A 16,718-nucleotide genomic window follows, 5' to 3' on the forward strand; every position below is an offset into this window, starting at 1 on the left:
GGGCCACCACCCACGCTGGCCGACCCGCCACCGGCTCCGGCGGGCCCGCCGTTGGTGGCGGAACGCCCCTCCTGGGCCGGTGGTTCGCCGACCGGTTCGGCAACCCCGAGCAGGGACGAGCGGCCGGACTGGTCCGAGGGGCGCATTCCCGCCACCCCGGTCGAACGTCCTTCCTGGGCGGCGATCCAGTCCGCCAAACGCCCCCGTGGGGGTGACGACGAGACCCCGGGCCCGACCCGGCCCGAGGTTCGGCCGACCGGGCCATTCCGGCTCCGTCCAGCGACGCCGGAGTCGCCCGGCCCGGTCGAGTCACACCGCCCGACCGCGCCGCCGAACGCCCCGTCACCCACCGATGTCACGTCGTCCTCGACGGGGGCGGTGCCACCCCCCGCCGCGAACGGGCCCGAACCCCGCGACCGCCCCGCCCCCGCGCCCGCCTCCCCCTATGCGGCTCGCCGATCCGCACCCGACCCGGCGTCGTCCGCCGCCGACGACCGGCAGTCGGACCCGAAAGCGGTGGTGCTGCCGCAGCGCGTTCCCGCGGAGCCGGACGTGCCCGTCGTGCCGGAGCCGCCAGCTGTGGACCCACCCGCCGAAACCCCGGAACTCGCCCGCATCGCCACTCACCTCCGCCGCGACGACGAGCCGGCACCGTTGCGGGAGCGCCCCGAGGGGTTCGACGTCAACGCGATCCTGGACGCCGTCCGTGAGGTGGCAGGTGTCCGCGACGCCGCGCTGCGCCGTACCCCGGCCGGAGCGCACAGCCTGCGACTCGACCTGGCCGACGGTGCCGACCCGGCCGAGGTGAGCCGACAGGTGGCCCGCCTGCTCCAGGACCGGATGGGGCTGGCCGCCGCGCCGCAGAACGTGCCCGGCATGCCCAGCACGCCGCCCCCGCCGGTCCGCCGGCGCGTGGCCGAGCCACGGGTCGCCGAACGACGTACCCCGGATTCCCCGACCCCGGCTCCGCGCGATGCCGGCGCCGACCCGCGTGGCGGTGAGGCTCGGGCGGCCGATTCGACGGGGCCCATCCGACCGTCCGGCGGTCGCGTGGAGGCCGTGCCGACAGGCCCGGAGCAGAGGCCGGGCACTGACGTCTCGCGCCGCCGCCGGTCGAACGCGCCGCACCGGGGTCGCGCCACCGTCGAGGAGCCGGGGTCGGTTTCGGCCGCGCCGGCTGGTGCCGCCACCGGCAGCCCGGCGACGCTCGGCACGTCGTACTCCGGTGGTCAGGTGACCACGACGGAGTCGGCGCCGTCCCGGCCGTTGGAGACGGGCGGCGCGCCGGGGCCACGGGTGGTGATCGACCACGTGCAGGTCAGCACCTTCGGCCTGGACGCGAACGTGGAGGTCCGGCTGCTGGCCGGGGGCGAGACCGCCTCCGGGTACGCCACCGGCCCGGCGGTGGACGGCTACGTGCTGCGGCTCTGCGCGGTGGCGGCGGCGGCAGCGGTCGACGAGTTGCTGCGCGGCGCCGACAACGCCGAGCGGGGGCGCTGCTTCGTCGAGCACGCCGCGGTGGTGCCGTTCGGCAACTGTGAAGTGGCCACTGTGGTGGCACTGCTCGTCTGTGAGGGCTGGGTCGAGCAGCTCGCCGGCTCGGCTCTGGTCGCCGGTGATCCCCGGCAGGCAGTGGTCCGGGCGACGCTGGCAGCGGTGAACCGTCGGCTGGAGGCGCTGCTGTCCTGAGTGGTCCGGGGCAGACTGGAACGATGAGAAGCGCCACCCTCTGGCCGGACCACCTGCTTCCCGACGACCGTGTTCCCCCGCCGTGGCCGGGCCGGGAGGTCCGCCTCGACGGCCTGGTCACGTACGTGCGGGACACTCCGGCCACAGCCGCTGGCGCGGAGCCGGCGCTGTACGTGCACGGGCTGGGCGGGTCGTCGCAGAACTGGACCGACCTGGCCGGGCTGCTCGCCGACCGGCTGGACGGTCAGGCGATCGACCTGCCCGGCTTCGGTCGTAGCGAGCCGGGGCCCCGCTACACGATCCCGGCGTTCGCGGACCTCGTTGTCCGCTGGATCGAGCACTCCGACCGTGGTCCGGTGCACCTGTTCGGCAACTCGCTGGGCGGAGCGGTGGCGGTCCAGGTGGCCGGGCTCCGGCCCGACCTGGTCCGTACGCTCACCCTGATCTCCCCGGCTCTGCCGTTCCTGGACTTCCGTCGCTCGTTGCAGGGGCGGATGCTGCCGGTGCTCGCCATTCCGCGCGGCGAACGGTTGGTCGCCCGGCGCCTCACCCAGCTTCCGCCCGAGGTGATGGCCCAGCAGGTGTTGGAGGCCTGCGTCGCCGATCTCACCCGGATCTGCGACCAACGTCGGGCCGAGGCGCTGGAGGAGATCCGGGTCCGCTACGAGGCGGAGCACTACGCGGCCGCGTACGTCCGGACGTTCCGTGGTCTGGTCTCCAGCTTCCTGCGGGCGTACCTGCCGGGGCCGGGTTCGTTGTGGCGGCTCGCCGAGGCGGTACGCGCACCGACGCTGGTGGTGGGTGGCCGTCAGGATCGTCTGGTCGACGTGCGGGTCGCGCCGCAGACCGCGCGGGTTATTCGTGACAGCCGGTTGATGATGCTCGACGGCGTCGGTCATGTGGCGCAGTTGGAGGTGCCCCGACTGGTGGCCCGAGCGGTGATCGGGCTGCTCGCCGAAACGGGGGACTCCGTTGGGCGGTCCGATCTGGCAGGCTGAGCCCGATGCCCAGCTCAGCCCGCCTCCCGGCCCGTCGTCAGCGACGCTTCGCTCTGTTCGCCCAACTGGTGGCGGTGGTGCTGGCGGTGAGCGCGGCGGTGACCGTGATCGCGGAGGGGCCGGGTGGGCACCCTGGCGCCGAACGGTTGGCCGCCGACGAGATCTCCACGGTGCCGCCACTGGTGGCCGCGCCACTGCCGCCGTCGGTCAGCCCGTCGCCCTCCGCGGCGGTGCCGTCCAGCCCGCCTCCGGTGCTGCGGATGCCCGGTGCGGTCCCGAGCGCCGGCAGCGGCGATTTCGGGTACGACGCCCGTTCCGGTCCGGTGCTGGGGCGAGCGGGTGAGCTGCGTCGTTTCCGGGTCGCTGTGGAGTCGGGCAGCAACGAGGATGCGGGGGAGTTCGCGCTGGCGGTCCAGACGGCGCTCGCCGGTCCGGGCAGTTGGGTGGACAGTGGCAAGCTGCGGCTGCAACAGGTGCCGGGGGGCGCGCCTCGCGACTTCACCGTCTACCTGGCGACGGCCCGCACGGCGGGTCGCATGTGTGCCGACGGGGGAGTGGACATCCGGGTCGGGGGTCGGCCGTACACGTCCTGTCGTGCGCCCGGCCAGGTGATCATCAACCTGGATCGGTGGCGGCTGTCCGTGCCGCACTTCGTCTCGGCCGGGGTGCCGTTGTCGGTCTACCGGACGTACGTGGTCAACCACGAGGTGGGTCACCAGCTCGGGCACCGGCACGAGCGCTGCCCGGGCGCGGGCCGACCGGCGCCGGTGATGATGCAGCAGACGCTCTTCTGGAACGGGTGCCGGGTCAACCCGTGGCCGTACCTCGAAGGGCGTCGCTACAGCGGCCCCGCCCTCTGAGTGACGGGTCGACACGCCGACCTGCTACCCCTCCATCAGGCGTCTTGCGGCAATAGCTCCAAAAATGGAGAAATGCCCGAATAATCTGGCAGGCTCGTCGTCATGACGCCGTCGTCCCGATACGGCCCGCCCCAGCCGCCCGACCCGTCGGGCGGGTCGGTGTACGTGCGTCCCACGCTGGCCCGGATGCACCGGCGGCGTCGCCGCACCCTGCTGTTCGGCCTGCTCGTGTTGACCGCCGCCATCGGCGTGCCGCTGGCCAGGGGCGACGGTGAGCCGGCGGCCGTCACTCCTGCCGTCACCACCCAGGGCGGCACGGGGCGCGGCGGTGGGGCTGCGCATCCGGTGCCCACCAGCTATCCGTCGGTCGGTGCCGGACGGTTCACCGCTGCCGACGGCGAGACATCAGTGCACGGCACGGACGGCCCGCTGCGCCGGTACCGGGTCGTCGTCGAACGAGGCACCGGCCAGGACGCCGAGGCCTTCGCCACCCGAGTGGACGAGGTACTGGCCGACCCACGGAGCTGGATCGCCTCCGGCGAGCTGCGGGTGCAGCGGGTGGCCGACGCCGGTGCCGCCGACTTCACCATCTACCTGGCCACCCCTGTCACGTCCGAACGGATGTGCGCCGAGGGTGGGCTGACCACCGAGCGCTACACCTCCTGCCGCCTGCCCGGCCAGGTCATCATCAACCTGGCCCGCTGGATGGAGGCGGTCCCCGACTACGGCGCCTCGCTGGACACCTACCGCACCTACGTGATCAACCACGAGGTCGGCCACGAGTTCGGCGAACAGCACGAGGCCTGCCCCGCGCCGGGTGAGCCCGCCCCGGTGATGCAGCAGCAGACGTACGGCCTGGACGGGTGCGTCGCCAACGCCTGGCCCTACCTCGACGGCCGTCGCTACGCGGGTGACATCGTCCCCTGATCGACGGCATCGTCGGTTATTCCCGCTCCCGCATCGCGGACCACGTGTCCTCCCTCATGGCCGAGCAGGGCCCCCGCGAGCAACAATGGCGCGGTTCACACCGCCGATCCCGGGGAGTCCACCGTGTCGTTGCCCCCGCTCGTCGAGCCCGCCGCCGAGCTGACCGTTGACGAGATCCGCCGCTACTCACGCCACCTGATCATCCCGGATGTCGGGGTAGCCGGGCAGAAGCGGCTCAAGAACGCCCGGGTGCTCTGTGTCGGCGCAGGTGGCCTCGGGTCGCCCGCCCTGCTGTACCTCGCCGCGGCCGGGGTCGGCACGCTCGGCATCATCGACTTCGACACCGTCGACGAGTCGAACCTCCAGCGCCAGGTCATCCACGGTGTGTCCGACGTCGGTCGGTCCAAGGCCGAGTCCGCCGCGGCGTCGATCCGCGAGATCAACCCGCTGGTCAACGTGGAGATCCACAACACCGCGCTGGACCGGGAGAACGTCCGCGAGATCTTCGCCCAGTACGACCTGATCGTCGACGGCACCGACAACTTCGCCACCCGCTACATGGTCAACGACGCTGCGGTGCTGCTCGGCAAGCCGTACGTGTGGGGCTCGATCTACCGCTTCGACGGCCAGGCGTCGGTGTTCTGGGCCGAACACGGCCCCTGCTACCGCTGCCTCTACCCGGAGCCGCCGCCGCCCGGCATGGTTCCCTCCTGCGCCGAGGGCGGCGTGCTGGGTGTGCTCTGCGCGTCGATCGGCTCGATCCAGGTGAACGAGGCGATCAAGCTGCTCACCGGCATCGGCGAGCCCCTGGTCGGCCGTCTGATGGTCTACGACGCCCTGGAGATGGAATACCGCAAGATCAAGGTTCGCAAGGACCCGAACTGCGCGCTCTGCGGCGAGAACCCGACGGTCACCGACCTGCTGGAAGACTACGAGGACTTCTGCGGCGCGGTCTCCGAGGAGGCCCAGGAGGCGACGCTCGACTCGACCATCACCGCCCTGGAACTCAAGGAGTGGCAGGACGCCGGCAAGGACATCTTCCTGGTCGACGTGCGGGAGCCGGCCGAGTACGAAATCGTCCGGATCCCCGGCGCCACCCTGATCCCCAAGGGCGACATCATCTCCGGCGAGGCCCTCGCGAAGCTGCCGCAGGACCGGCAGATCGTGCTGCACTGCAAGTCCGGCGTCCGCTCGGCGGAGGCGCTCGCGGCGCTCAAGGCGGCCGGTTTCCGCGACGCCGTACACGTGCAGGGCGGCGTGCTCTCCTGGATCAAGCAGATCGATCCGTCGCTGCCGGCGTACTGATCGACCGGGCCGGGGCGGCCGAGCGGGCCGCACCCGGCCCGCAACGGCCGCCCCGGCAACCGCCGGCTCGTCGCGGCAAATCGACGCAAGTCACGATGGGTGGCCCTGCGGTCGGAGCGACGCAGCCATGCCGGGCCAACCGATTCCCCGAGGCGCGATCGCGTCTGCGCAGGTAGCGTTCCCGCCGTGGTCGACTTGGAAGCCGCGATCGGGTTCGTCGTGGCGCACGGTGATGCGGTGGAACGTGCCCGCCTCTCCTGGCTGCGCAACGGCACCGCGGTGCCCGCCGAACTGTTGGCGACGGCGGAGGTCGGCCAGTCGTCAGACGGTGGCTGGCCGGCCACCTGGGGCGGTGAGGTGGCTTCGATCGACGCCACCTGCTTCCGGCTCGCCGAGTTGGACGACCTGGGAGCGCTCGGTCGTCCCGCCGCGCGTCGGGCACTCGACTGGCTGGCGTCGCGGCAGCAGGCCGACGGTGGTTGGGACGAGGACGCGTCGCTGGCCGACTCGGCCCCGGAGTGGGCCCGACCCGGCGACCCGGAAGCCGGGTTCCTCGTGTCGGCCAATGCCGGTTTCTGGCTCACCGTCGCCGGCCGGGACGCCCGCGCCTCGGGCCCGCTCGACCATCGGGTCGGTGGGGCGTACGCCGGGGTGGTGCAGGCGGCGGCCCACTCCCTGGCCGCGCGGCTGCGTCCGGACGGCAGTTGGCCGTCGTACCTCGCCGCCGGGTGGTTGAGCGCGGCGGTGCTGCACCGCCAGGAGATGTTCCAGGAGTCGGCGCGGATCCAGGTGGTGCTCGCCGAACGGATGCCGAAGATGTCCCCGGGTGATGTGACGTGGTTGGCGGCCACCCTGCGCCGGGCCGGCATCGACCCGCAGGACTGGATCATGGTGCGGGCCCTGCGCCGGCTGGCCGAGACCCAGCGCAGCGACGGCGGCTGGGAGAGCGACGACGGCCACCAGTTCGACGTGCACGCCACGCTCTCCGCGATCCGGGCCGCCCGGCCCACGCCCGCCGCGGCGGGCGTGACTGCCCGCTGAGTGCCTAGCGCAGGTGACCGTCGCCGGTGACCACGTACTTGGTGCTGGTCAGCTCGGGCAGACCCATCGGGCCACGGGCGTGCAGTTTCTGGGTGGAGATGCCGATCTCCGCGCCGAACCCGAACTCACCGCCGTCGGTGAACCGGGTCGAGGCGTTGACCATCACCGCCGCCGCGTCCACCCGCGCGACGAACTCGCGGGCCGCGCTCGCTGAGTCGGTGAGGATCGCCTCGGTGTGTCCGGTGCCGAAGCGGCGGATGTGCGCGACCGCCGCGTCCAGTGAGTTGACCACCGCGACCGAGATGTCGGCGGACAGGTACTCGGTGGCGAAGTCCTCCTCGGTGGCCGGGACGACGGCTGCGGAGTACGCGGCCACCTCGGGGGAGCCATGCACTGTCACCCCCGCCTCCGCGAGCGCGGCCAGCATCGGCGGCAGGAACGCGTCGGCGACGTCCGCGTGCACCAGCAGCGACTCGGCCGTGTTGCAGGTGGACAGGCGCTGCGTCTTGGCGTTCAGCGTCACCGCGACCGCCTTCGCCACGTCGGCGGCGGCGTCCACGTAGATGTGGCAGTTGCCCACCCCGGTCTCGATCACCGGCACTGTCGACTCCTCGACCACGGTGCGGATCAACGACGCGCCGCCACGTGGAATGAGCACGTCGACGAGCCCTCGGGCGCGCATCAGCTCCTTGACCGAGTCGCGGGAGCTGGCGTCGAGCAACTGCACCGCGTCAGCCGGCAGCCCGGCCCCGGCCACCGCGTCGCGCAGCACCTCGACCAGCGCGGCGTTGGAGTGCGCGGCCGACGACGACCCGCGCAGCAGCGCCGCGTTGCCGGACTTGAGGCAGATCCCGGCGGCGTCCACAGTCACGTTCGGCCGCGCCTCGTAGATGATGCCGACGACCCCGAACGGCACCCGGATCTGACGCAGCTCCAGCCCGTTAGGCAGGGTGGAACCGCGGACCACCTCGCCGACCGGGTCGGGCAGCGCGGCCATCTGGCGCAGCGCGTCGGCGATGCCGGCCACCCGGCCCGCGTCGAGGGCGAGCCGGTCCAGCACGGCCGCGCTCAGCCCGGCCTCGCGCCCGGCCGCCAGGTCCGTCTCGTTGGCGGTCAGGATCTCCGGGGTACGCGCCACCAGCGCATCGGCCATCGCCACCAGCGCGGCGTCCTTGACCGTACGGGTGGCAGTGGCCAGGTCAGCGGCGGCGTTCCGCGCCCGCTTCGCCTGCTCGACGACGGTCATGCCAGCACTCCTCACAGCAGCACGAGGTCGTCGCGGTGGACGACCTCTCGTTCGTACGCCGGACCGAGCGCCGCGGCGAGTTCGGACGTGGAGCGGCCGAGCAGCCCGGGCAGCTCCACCGCGTCGTAGTTGACCAGACCCCGGGCGACCGACGCGCCGGCGGTGTCCACCAGGTCCACCGGGTCGCCCGCGGTGAACGTGCCGTCCACTGCGGTGATGCCGGCCGGGAGCAGCGACTTGCGCCGCCCGACGACGGCGGCGACCGCGCCCGGGTCGAGGTGCAGTCGCCCTCGGGGTGACGTGGCGTGGGCCAGCCAGAACAGCCGGGCCGTCGGGCGTTGCCGCTGCGGGTGGAACAGCGTGCCGACGGGCTCGCCGGCCAACGCCGGACCGGCCAGGTCGGCGGCGGTGAGCACCACCGGGATGCCGAAGCCGGTGGCGATCCGGGCGGCCTCGACCTTGGTCACCATGCCGCCGGTGCCGACGCCGGACCGGCCCGCCCCGCCGATGGTGATCCCGGCGAGATCCGCGTCGCCGTGAACCTCGGAGATCCGCGTCGACTGCGGCTTGGTGGGGTCGCCGGTCCAGAGCGCGTCCACGTCGGAGAGGAGAACCAGCAGGTCGGCGTGCACCAGCGCGGCCACCAGCGCGGCCAACCGGTCGTTGTCGCCGAACCGGATCTCCTGGGTGGCCACCGTGTCGTTCTCGTTGACGATCGGCACAGCCCGCAGGTCGAGCAGTTTGCGCAGCGTGCGGTACGCGTTGCGGTAGTGCGCCCGCCGGGTCACGTCGTCGACGGTGAGCAGCACCTGCCCCACAGTGCGGCCGTGCCGGGCGAAGCTGGCCGCGTACCGGCCGATCAGGAGGCCCTGCCCGACGCTGGCGGCGGCCTGCTGGGTGGCCAGGTCGCGCGGGCGTCGGGGGAGCCCGAGTGGGGCGAGGCCGGCGGCGATCGCGCCGGAGGACACCAGGACCACCTCGCGCCCCTCGGCGGCGAGCCGACCGAGGATGTCGACGAGCGCGTCGACGCGCTTCTCGGCCAGACCGCCGGTGGCGGTGGTCAACGAGGAGGATCCGATCTTGACGACGACCCGCCGGGCCGCCGTGACTGCGTCGCGCACCCGCCCATTCTGCGTGGTCACGGCCGTACCGCCCGGCGGCCTTCCCATATGGTGGCGGATTGTGACACCTGACGAGTACGTCGAGGCGGTGCTCGACCTGGTCGAGCGGATCCCGGAGGGTCGGGTCATGTCGTACGGCGCGGTCGCCGACGCGCTCGCCGAGCGATCAGGTCGCGCCTCGGCGCGACTGGTGGGCGCCATCATGGCCCGCCATGGCGGCTCGGTGCCCTGGCACCGGGTGGTGACGGCGGCTGGCCGGCTGCCACCGGGCCACGAGCGGGAGGCGCGGGCCCGCCTGCGCGCCGAGGGGACGCCGCTCCGCCCGACCGGGGTGGACATGGCGGCGGCCGGATGGTCGCCGGACGAGGATCGGTGACCAGGGCCGAACCGGCGTGCACGCGGTGCCCCGTTCCGGGAAGGGAACGGGGCACCGCGGGGTGCTTCAGAGCGGAATGGGGGACCGGACCCTGTTGTCGGCGGGCTTGAGGTCGGGCCAAGGGCGATCCTGGGCGTCGTAGTGTTCGACTTCGAAGGTCCTGATGTGCGCGTCCGCCCCCGGCTTGCCCGGCACCAACTGGACGAACGTGTAGCGGCGCGACTCACCGGCGGGCACCCCGGGTAGCAGGCACGACGGCACGTACTGCTGCGGCGCGGGGTTCGGGTCGCACTTCGACCAGTCCCCGCCGGCCCGTTCGCCGACGTCGATGGACTGGAATGCCATCTGGGGCGCGTCGAGGGGCCCCGCGTTGGTGACGGTGAAGACGGTGGTGAGTTTGCGTCGGGTGTCGGCACCGGGGACGTCGACCAGTTCGTGGCTCATGCTCAGCCTCAGGTCGGTGAGTCGGGGGTCCTTGCCGAACGCGGTGGGGCCGTCGGTCTGACCGAACCGCTCCCCGTCCCACCGGTACGTCCGTACCTGTTCGCGCACCAGATAGGTCGGTATGCCACAGCACGGCACGATGTCGGCCACCCGCACCTCGACAGATCCGTTCCGATTGATCTCCACCGCGAGAACGTCGTCGAACCCGTCGCCGGTCCGGACCACCCTGCCCAGTGTCACGATCCGACCGTCCGGGTTCCGGTCGAAGGCCACCACCTGCTTCGCTGACGCCTCGGCGTACCGGCAGGAGACGACGGCGAGGGTCTCGACGGCACCGTCGCCGTCCACGTCGCCGTACCGGAACGCGTTGTTCGCCAACTCCGACACGAACAGGTCGGTCGCGTTGGTCTTGAGTCGAACGTTCGAGGTGGTGCAGCCCTGCTCCGCCAGGTTCGACGGCCAGCTCGGCAGGTCGACCCGGGTGGCGAGCAGTTGGGCCCGGCTGATCCGTCCGTCCGGGGCGTTCGGGGTGCTGGTGGTCGCCGACGGCGACCCGGTCGGTGTGGGCGTCGGCGGGGCCGACGTCGGTGGGGTCGTTGGCTCGACGGACTCCGCCGGCACCGGCGGGTTCCGGTCGTCGCGCAGCGCGGCGTTGGCGACGACGGGGGCCACCACCAGGACGACCGCCACTGCGGCCACGGCGACCGCCGTCATCCGACGGCGTCGGCGGAGGAGGTGCCGGGCGTGGTCCGGCCCTGGGCCGGCGACCTGGGTGACCACGTCGTTGCGGTACGCGATGAGGCGCTCGCGCAGTAGCGGGTCGAAGTCAGACATCGCACACCCCCTCGGTGTTCTCGTCGAGCAGTCCGGCCAGTGCCGTCCGACCGCGGTGCAACCAGGACTTGACGGTGCCCTCGGCCACCCCTTCCTGAGCGGCGATCTCACTCACCGACAGGTCGGCCAGGTAGTGCAGGATGACCGCTCGACGGTGGGTGGCGGGCAGTTGCGCCAACGCCGCGTCGATCGCCACCCGGTCGGGGTTCGGCCCGGCCACCTCCGCATCGGTGGGCCGCTGCCGCAGCAGGTGGTTGCGGGCGGTACGCAGGCGTCGCCAGCGGCTGCGGGCCAGGTTCCAGGCGACCCGGCGGACCCAGGCCACCGGGTCGTCGTACCGGACCAGGCGGTCCCAGCGGGCCAGCGCCCGGTAGAACGCCTCCTGGGCCAGGTCCTGTGCGTGCCCCAGATCCCCGGTGTACGCGCACAGTTGGGCGGTCACGCTGCCGAAGTGCGCGTGGTAGAAGTCGTCGAAAGTGATCGTCACCTCGACCGACACGCCGGCCGTCCGTGCGGCTGGTGGCTCGTTGGCGCGGGCTCCCATCGTTGCTGTCACTGCCCCTCCCCCGTCACCGCCGGGCTGGTTTGCCGTCGGCGCTGGTAACACTCCGAGGCTGCGGAGGCGGTTGCGTGCCCGGCTGCCGGCTACCCGACTGTTCGGATGTCGGTATCGGGCGGGCGGATGAGGGATGTGACCTCCGGCATAACGTGAGTAACATTCGGCCCCATGAAAACGCCGCTGGGCACCGGCTCGTCAGCCGCCGGCTCGCTGCCCCGCCCGGTGCACGCCGGCTACGCGCTCGGCTCGCTGGCGACCGGCGCGTTCGGCACCGTGCCCGGCCTGCTGCTCCTGCCGTACCTGACCGACACGCTGGGCGTGGCCGCCGGACTCGCGGCCCTGCTGGTGCTGCTGCCCAAGGCCTGGGACGTGCTGGTCAACCCGGTCGCCGGGCGGATCTCCGACCGCACCCGTTCACGCTGGGGCGCTCGTCGCCCGTACCTGCTCGTCGCCGGCCTCGCGCTCGCCGTCCTCTTCGCGTCGATCTTCGCGGCGCCGTTCGGCAACGGCCCGGCCGCCGCCGCGTACGTGGCGTTCGCCTTCCTCGCCACCGCCACCGCGTTCGCCTTCTTTCAGGTGCCGTACGTGGCAATGCCGGCGGAGTTGACCGACGACTACACCGAGCGCACCCGGCTGATGACCTGGCGGATCGCGGTGCTGGCGTTGGCCATCCTGGTCTCCGGCGCGGTCGCCCCACTGGTGGTCAGCGCCGGCGGAGACGGTGTTGCCGGGCACCGGTGGATGGGGCTGTTCGTGGCGGCGCTGATCGCCCTCGGCGCCGTCGGGGCGTTCCTCGGCACCCGGTCCGCGCCGACCGGCACGGTGAGCGGGAGCGAGCCGACCCTGCGCGCCCAACTCGCCGTTGCCGCCGCCAACCGCCCGTTCCGGGCGCTGCTGATCTGTTTCGTCGTGCAGTCCGCCGGGGTGGCGACGATCCTGGCCGGGGTCAACTACTTCGCCGGGCAGATCCTGCGCGACGACGAGAGCGGGCCGACCCTGCTCTTCGTCTGCTTCGTCGGGCCGGCGCTGCTGGTGATGCCGATCTGGTCCCGGGTCGGTGCCCGGCTGGGCAAGCGGACCGCGCTGGTCGCCGCCTCGCTGATCCTCGCCGTCGGGGCGCTCACCCTGGTCGCCGCGTCGGTGCTGCCGACTGTCGCCGTCTACCTGGTGGTCGCGGTGATCGGCGTCGGGTACGCCGGGCAGCAGGTCTTCTCGCTGTCGATGCTGCCGGACTGCATCGCGTACGACACCAGGCGCACCGGTCGCCGACAGGCGGGTGTGTTCACCGGCCTGTGGACGGCCGGGGAGACCCTCGGGCTGGCACTGGGTCCGGGCATCTACGGCCTGGTGCTCCAGGTCTCCGGCTACGTCTCCTCCGACACCGGAACAGCCGCCGCCCAGTCCGATGGTGCCCGCCTGGGCGTCCTGCTCGGCTTCACGCTGATCCCGGCTCTGTTGATCGCCCCACCGATCCTCCTGCTCCGCCAGTACACCCTCACCCCCACCGCCCTGGCTGACCCGATCCGTGCCGACCGCGTCGATCATGGAGTTGTGCTGGGGGACGAAAGCCGTTGACCGTCACGAGAAGGGCACCATGACTCCATGATCGACGAGAGCAGGGTCGAGGTCCGGGCCGCGTTGCCTCTCGGGGTGCCAGCGGATGTCGCGTTGGCCGAGGTGCGGAGCCTGCGCGCCGGTGACCGGCCGACCCACGGTGGGCAGCTGTTCGCGTACGTCTACGACCCCGCGGTGCCGGGCCTGGACGAGCTGACCGCCGCCGCGCACCGGGAGAGCGCGCACGTCAACGGGCTGGACCCGACCGCGTTCCCGTCCCTGCTGGCGATGGAGAACGCCCTGGTGGGCGCTGCCGGCCGGGTGCTCGGCGCCGGCCCGGGCACGACCGCCCCGGACGTCGTCGGCAGTGTCACCAGCGGCGGTACCGAGTCGCTGATCCTCGCGGTCAAGACGGCCCGGGACGCGCACCCGGAGATCGCCGAGCCCCGGATCGTGGTGCCGTCGAGCGCCCACGCCGCGTTCGCCAAGGCGGCGCACTACCTGCGGGTGGCGATGGACGTCGTGCCGGTCTCCCCGGACACCCTGCGTCCCGATCCGGCCGCGATGGCCGCCGCGATCCGTCCGGAGACGGTGCTCGTCGCCTGCTCCGCGCCGTCGTACGCGCACGGGGTGGTGGACCCGGTCGCGGAGATCGCGGCGGCGGCCGCCGCCGCCGGGGTGCGCTGCCACGTGGACGCCTGCTTCGGCGGCTGGACCCTGCCGTACCTGCGTCGCCTCGGTGAGCCGGTGCCGCCGTTCGACTTCGCGGTACCCGGGGTCACGTCCATCTCGGTGGACCTGCACAAGTACGCGTACGCGCCGAAGGGGGTGTCGGTGCTGCTGCACCGGGATGCCGCGCTCCGCGCCCCGCAGTACTTCGCGTACGCCGACTGGCCCGGCTACACGATGATCAACCCGGTGATCGCGTCCACCCGCTCGGGCGGGCCGATCGCCGCCGCGTACGCCACGGTGCGGCACCTCGGCGACGACGGTTACCTGCGGCTCGCCACCGTCACCCGGGACGCGGTCGCCGGCCTGGCCGAAGCGGTACGCGCCGTCGACGGGTTGCGGCTGATGGCCGAGCCGGAGTCGACGGTGGTGTGCTTCACGGCCACCAAGGATGGCCCGGACCTGTTCGTCCTGGTCGACGAGCTGACCGCGCGGGGTTGGCACACCCAGCCCCAACTGTCGTACGCGGGGCTGCCGGCGAGTGTGCACCTCACGGTGACCGCCTCGGTCGCGCCCCGGGTCGCCGAGTTCGGGCCCGACCTGGTCGAGGCGGTGGCCGTCGCCCGGACGGCCGGTCCGGTCGCCCTCCCGCCCGAGCTGATCGCACTGGCGACGTCGCTGACCCCGGACGCCCTCACGCCCGAACTCGTCGCCGGGCTGGCCGCCGGGCTCGGACTCGGTGGCGGGGGAGCCTCGACGCCGGATCGCCTGGCCGTGGTGAACACGCTGCTCGACGCCGCCCCGCCGGCGTTGCGCGAACGGCTGCTGGTCGAGTTCGTCGGCCTGCTGCAACGTCCCACCTGGTGACCGGAGCCGGCCGCGTCGTACGCCATCGTGGCGTGCGGCGCGGCCGGCGATCGTCAGCCGTAGATCAACTTCATCTGCACCAGGTTGTCGGTTCTCTTGACGTCCGGCAGGACGTCACCTTTGCCGTCCCACGGCTGGACCTCCACGTCCGCCTTGTCCGTGCTGAGCGTGATTCCTTCGAGCACCCGGAAGTCCAGATCCAGCCGTATCTCTTCGCCGGCGGCGAGCTGACGCACGCTGCAGGTGATCGTTCCGACGTCGCCGTGGGCGCCGGGGCACAGTTCCCACCCGTCGACGTCCGCGCGCACCGTTTCAGGCACAGCCAACCGCACCCCCACGCGGGCGACCGGCCCCGTGCCCCGGTTGCGGATCCGCACCGTGGCCGTACCCGTTCGGGAGCCGTCGTCCGCAGTTCTCAACACGAGGTCGCCGGTGGTGACCGAGACATCCGCCAGGTTGGGGTTCGGACCGAAGCTCGTCGGCCCGGAGACCTGGGCGAAGGCGTCGCCCTTCCAGCGGTAGCTCCGCCACTGCCGCTGTGACCAGTCGGCGGACCAGCCGCCCCCGGGAGCGATGTCACCCACCTGCACGCGGACCGTGCCGTCGGCCACCACGTCGAGGGCGAACAACCACTGCGGCTTGTCGATGGTGGTCATCACCACGCGGCCGAGCGTGACCACCTTCCCCTGCTCGTCCCGGTCGAATGCCACCACCTGCATCGAGCCGCCGGTGCCGAACACGCACTGCACGAGCGCCACCGTCTCCACCGCCCCGTCCCCGTCGACGTCGCCGTGGTCGAGCGTCAGCAGCCAGTTGACCCCCTCGCGGACGTTGTCGCCGCTGAGCCGCACCCCCGAGGTCGGGCAGTCCCGCCCGGCCCGCCAGGCCGGCAGGGTCACCGACGCGTCGAGCAACTGGGCGCGGCTGATCCGGCCGTCCGGCACTACCGAGGTGGGGCCGCCAGTGGTCACGGAGGGGCCGGGAGTCGGGCTGGTCGAGCTGTCCGGGGTGGGCGACACCGAGATGCTCGGCGTCGGGTCGACCGGACCCGGCTGGTGGTCCGGGCCGTTCATCGCCGCGTACCCGATGGCGGACCCGCCGAACAGCGCGAGCGCCGTCGTGGCGGTGGCTCCCCACCGGCGTCGGTTGCGGCCTCGCACCGTCCGGCGGACGGCGGCGGGACCGGGCACCTCGACCTTGTCCAGCACGGTACGGCGGTAGTGGGCAAATTCCTCGGCGAGGCCGAGGGTCTCCTGCTCAGACATCCCGCACCTCCTCGTTGGTGTCCCGCAGATGCGTCGCGAGGGCCGTGCGGCCCCGGTGCAGCCACGATTTGACGGTGCCCTCGGCGACCCGCTCCTGCGCGGCGATCTCGGCGACCGACAGGTCGGCGAGGTAGTGCAGAACGACAGCCCGTCGCTGCTTCGGCGGCAACTTCGCCAGCGCGACGTCGAGGGCGACCCGGTCGGGGCTCGGCCCTGCGACGTGGGTCTCCCGTTGCCGCACCAGCCACGACTGGGCGGTCCGCAACCGCCGCCAGCGGTTGTGTCCGAGGTTCCAGGCGACCTTGCGTACCCAGGCCAACGGGTCCTCGTACCGGGCGAGCCGGTCCCAGCGGGCATACGCCCGGCAGAACGCCTCCTGAACCAGGTCCTGCGCCTGCCCGCGGTCACCCGTGTACGCGGTGAGCTGCACGACCAGCGAACGGAAATGGGCGTGGTAGAAGTCGTCGAAGACCAGTTCGTTGGCGGCCGAGGTGGAGTTGCCCAGCGGGTCCGGCGGCCGTCCGCCCACCTCTACTTCTCTCGTCACAAGCACTCGTCCTCCCCGTGGTGGCCGCGGGCGGCGTGTTCGCCAGCACCGGTCACACATTCGGGTACGCCGGCAGGTTGCGGGAGAACCGGTAGGCGTTCCCTGTCGTCTGCGGGACATCGCGCCCGCGTGGCACAGATCAGGTGGTCCATCAACGGGCATCAGTATAGATAAGTACCGCTATAAGTAGGTTTTGTGTTATTCGTCGGTTCCGTACAGTCATGTCATCAACCAAACGGCACGGGGAGAGACCATGACGATGCGAAAGATCCTGATCACCGGAGTGACCGCGGCAGCCGGCTTGGCCCTCGGCCTGGGCGGCGCGGCGGCAGCCGTCACGGCGATCGGCCCCGGCCCGGGCGCTCCGGGCGAGATCGGCCCCGGTCCGGGTGTGGTCCTGGCGATCGGCCCCGGCC

14 protein-coding genes and 1 pseudogene are annotated in these 16,718 nt (G+C 72.5%); 9 read left to right on the forward strand and 6 right to left on the reverse strand.

Annotated features, from left to right (window positions below):
• From ACWCO3_RS18100 to ACWCO3_RS18125, 6 genes and pseudogenes are all read left to right on the forward strand, one after another.
• Positions 1–1,689, forward strand: a pseudogene (locus ACWCO3_RS18100) (hypothetical protein); the annotation flags it as partial.
• Positions 1,690–1,712: 23 nt separating this feature from the next.
• Positions 1,713–2,687, forward strand: a complete 975-nt coding sequence (locus ACWCO3_RS18105; RefSeq protein ID WP_357929579.1) for an alpha/beta fold hydrolase — start codon at positions 1,713–1,715, stop codon at positions 2,685–2,687.
• 5 nt (positions 2,688–2,692) lie between these two features.
• Complete coding sequence (locus tag ACWCO3_RS18110; RefSeq protein ID WP_450011018.1) at positions 2,693–3,547, forward strand: DUF3152 domain-containing protein; 855 nt, start codon at positions 2,693–2,695, stop codon at positions 3,545–3,547.
• A 102-nt stretch (positions 3,548–3,649) separates the two neighbouring features.
• Entirely contained in the window at positions 3,650–4,474 is an 825-nt protein-coding gene (locus ACWCO3_RS18115; protein WP_145778842.1) for a DUF3152 domain-containing protein, read from the forward strand.
• A gap of 123 nt (positions 4,475–4,597) precedes the next feature.
• The gene (gene moeZ, locus ACWCO3_RS18120; RefSeq protein ID WP_145778843.1) at positions 4,598–5,779 is read left to right on the forward strand and encodes an adenylyltransferase/sulfurtransferase MoeZ; all 1,182 of its coding nucleotides are present in this window, start codon (positions 4,598–4,600) and stop codon (positions 5,777–5,779) included.
• A gap of 186 nt (positions 5,780–5,965) precedes the next feature.
• A complete protein-coding gene (locus ACWCO3_RS18125; RefSeq protein WP_450011021.1) occupies positions 5,966–6,820 on the forward strand; it encodes a prenyltransferase/squalene oxidase repeat-containing protein in 855 nt (284 codons plus the stop codon).
• A 4-nt stretch (positions 6,821–6,824) separates the two neighbouring features.
• On the opposite strand, the gene ACWCO3_RS18130 is transcribed toward ACWCO3_RS18125, so the two are convergent.
• Together ACWCO3_RS18130 and proB are read right to left on the reverse strand one after the other, a co-directional pair.
• On the reverse strand, positions 6,825–8,066 hold the full coding sequence (locus ACWCO3_RS18130) for a glutamate-5-semialdehyde dehydrogenase (protein WP_450011023.1): 1,242 nt from the start codon (positions 8,064–8,066) through the stop codon (positions 6,825–6,827).
• Positions 8,067–8,077: 11 nt separating this feature from the next.
• Positions 8,078–9,187, reverse strand: a complete 1,110-nt coding sequence (proB, locus tag ACWCO3_RS18135) for a glutamate 5-kinase (RefSeq protein WP_208744925.1) — start codon at positions 9,185–9,187, stop codon at positions 8,078–8,080.
• A gap of 61 nt (positions 9,188–9,248) precedes the next feature.
• Between proB and ACWCO3_RS18140 the strand changes: the two genes are divergently transcribed.
• Positions 9,249–9,563: an MGMT family protein gene (locus tag ACWCO3_RS18140; protein ID WP_145778846.1), complete on the forward strand. Its 315-nt coding sequence runs from the start codon at positions 9,249–9,251 to the stop codon at positions 9,561–9,563.
• A gap of 66 nt (positions 9,564–9,629) precedes the next feature.
• Here ACWCO3_RS18140 and ACWCO3_RS18145 read toward each other — a convergent pair whose 3' ends face one another.
• On the reverse strand, positions 9,630–10,841 hold the full coding sequence (locus ACWCO3_RS18145) for a hypothetical protein (RefSeq protein ID WP_450011025.1): 1,212 nt from the start codon (positions 10,839–10,841) through the stop codon (positions 9,630–9,632).
• Positions 10,834–11,397 (reverse strand): SigE family RNA polymerase sigma factor, encoded by a 564-nt coding sequence (locus tag ACWCO3_RS18150; protein ID WP_358165279.1) that lies wholly within the window; start codon positions 11,395–11,397, stop codon positions 10,834–10,836. Before ACWCO3_RS18150 ends, ACWCO3_RS18145 begins: the two co-directional genes overlap by 8 nt.
• 171 nt (positions 11,398–11,568) lie before the next feature.
• Between ACWCO3_RS18150 and ACWCO3_RS18155 the strand changes: the two genes are divergently transcribed.
• Both ACWCO3_RS18155 and ACWCO3_RS18160 read left to right on the forward strand, forming a co-directional pair.
• A complete protein-coding gene (locus tag ACWCO3_RS18155) occupies positions 11,569–12,975 on the forward strand; it encodes an MFS transporter (RefSeq protein ID WP_450011028.1) in 1,407 nt (468 codons plus the stop codon).
• Positions 12,976–13,002: 27 nt separating this feature from the next.
• A complete protein-coding gene (locus tag ACWCO3_RS18160) occupies positions 13,003–14,490 on the forward strand; it encodes a pyridoxal phosphate-dependent decarboxylase family protein (RefSeq protein WP_450011030.1) in 1,488 nt (495 codons plus the stop codon).
• Positions 14,491–14,543: 53 nt separating this feature from the next.
• On the opposite strand, the gene ACWCO3_RS18165 is transcribed toward ACWCO3_RS18160, so the two are convergent.
• Both ACWCO3_RS18165 and ACWCO3_RS18170 read right to left on the reverse strand, forming a co-directional pair.
• Positions 14,544–15,755 (reverse strand): hypothetical protein, encoded by a 1,212-nt coding sequence (locus ACWCO3_RS18165; RefSeq protein WP_145778850.1) that lies wholly within the window; start codon positions 15,753–15,755, stop codon positions 14,544–14,546.
• Positions 15,748–16,308, reverse strand: a complete 561-nt coding sequence (locus tag ACWCO3_RS18170; protein ID WP_435826072.1) for a sigma-70 family RNA polymerase sigma factor — start codon at positions 16,306–16,308, stop codon at positions 15,748–15,750. The genes ACWCO3_RS18165 and ACWCO3_RS18170 overlap by 8 nt, the downstream gene beginning before the upstream one ends.
• Between the last annotated feature and the right edge of the window lie 410 nt (positions 16,309–16,718).

The organism is Micromonospora sp. NPDC002411 (assembly GCF_053592955.1).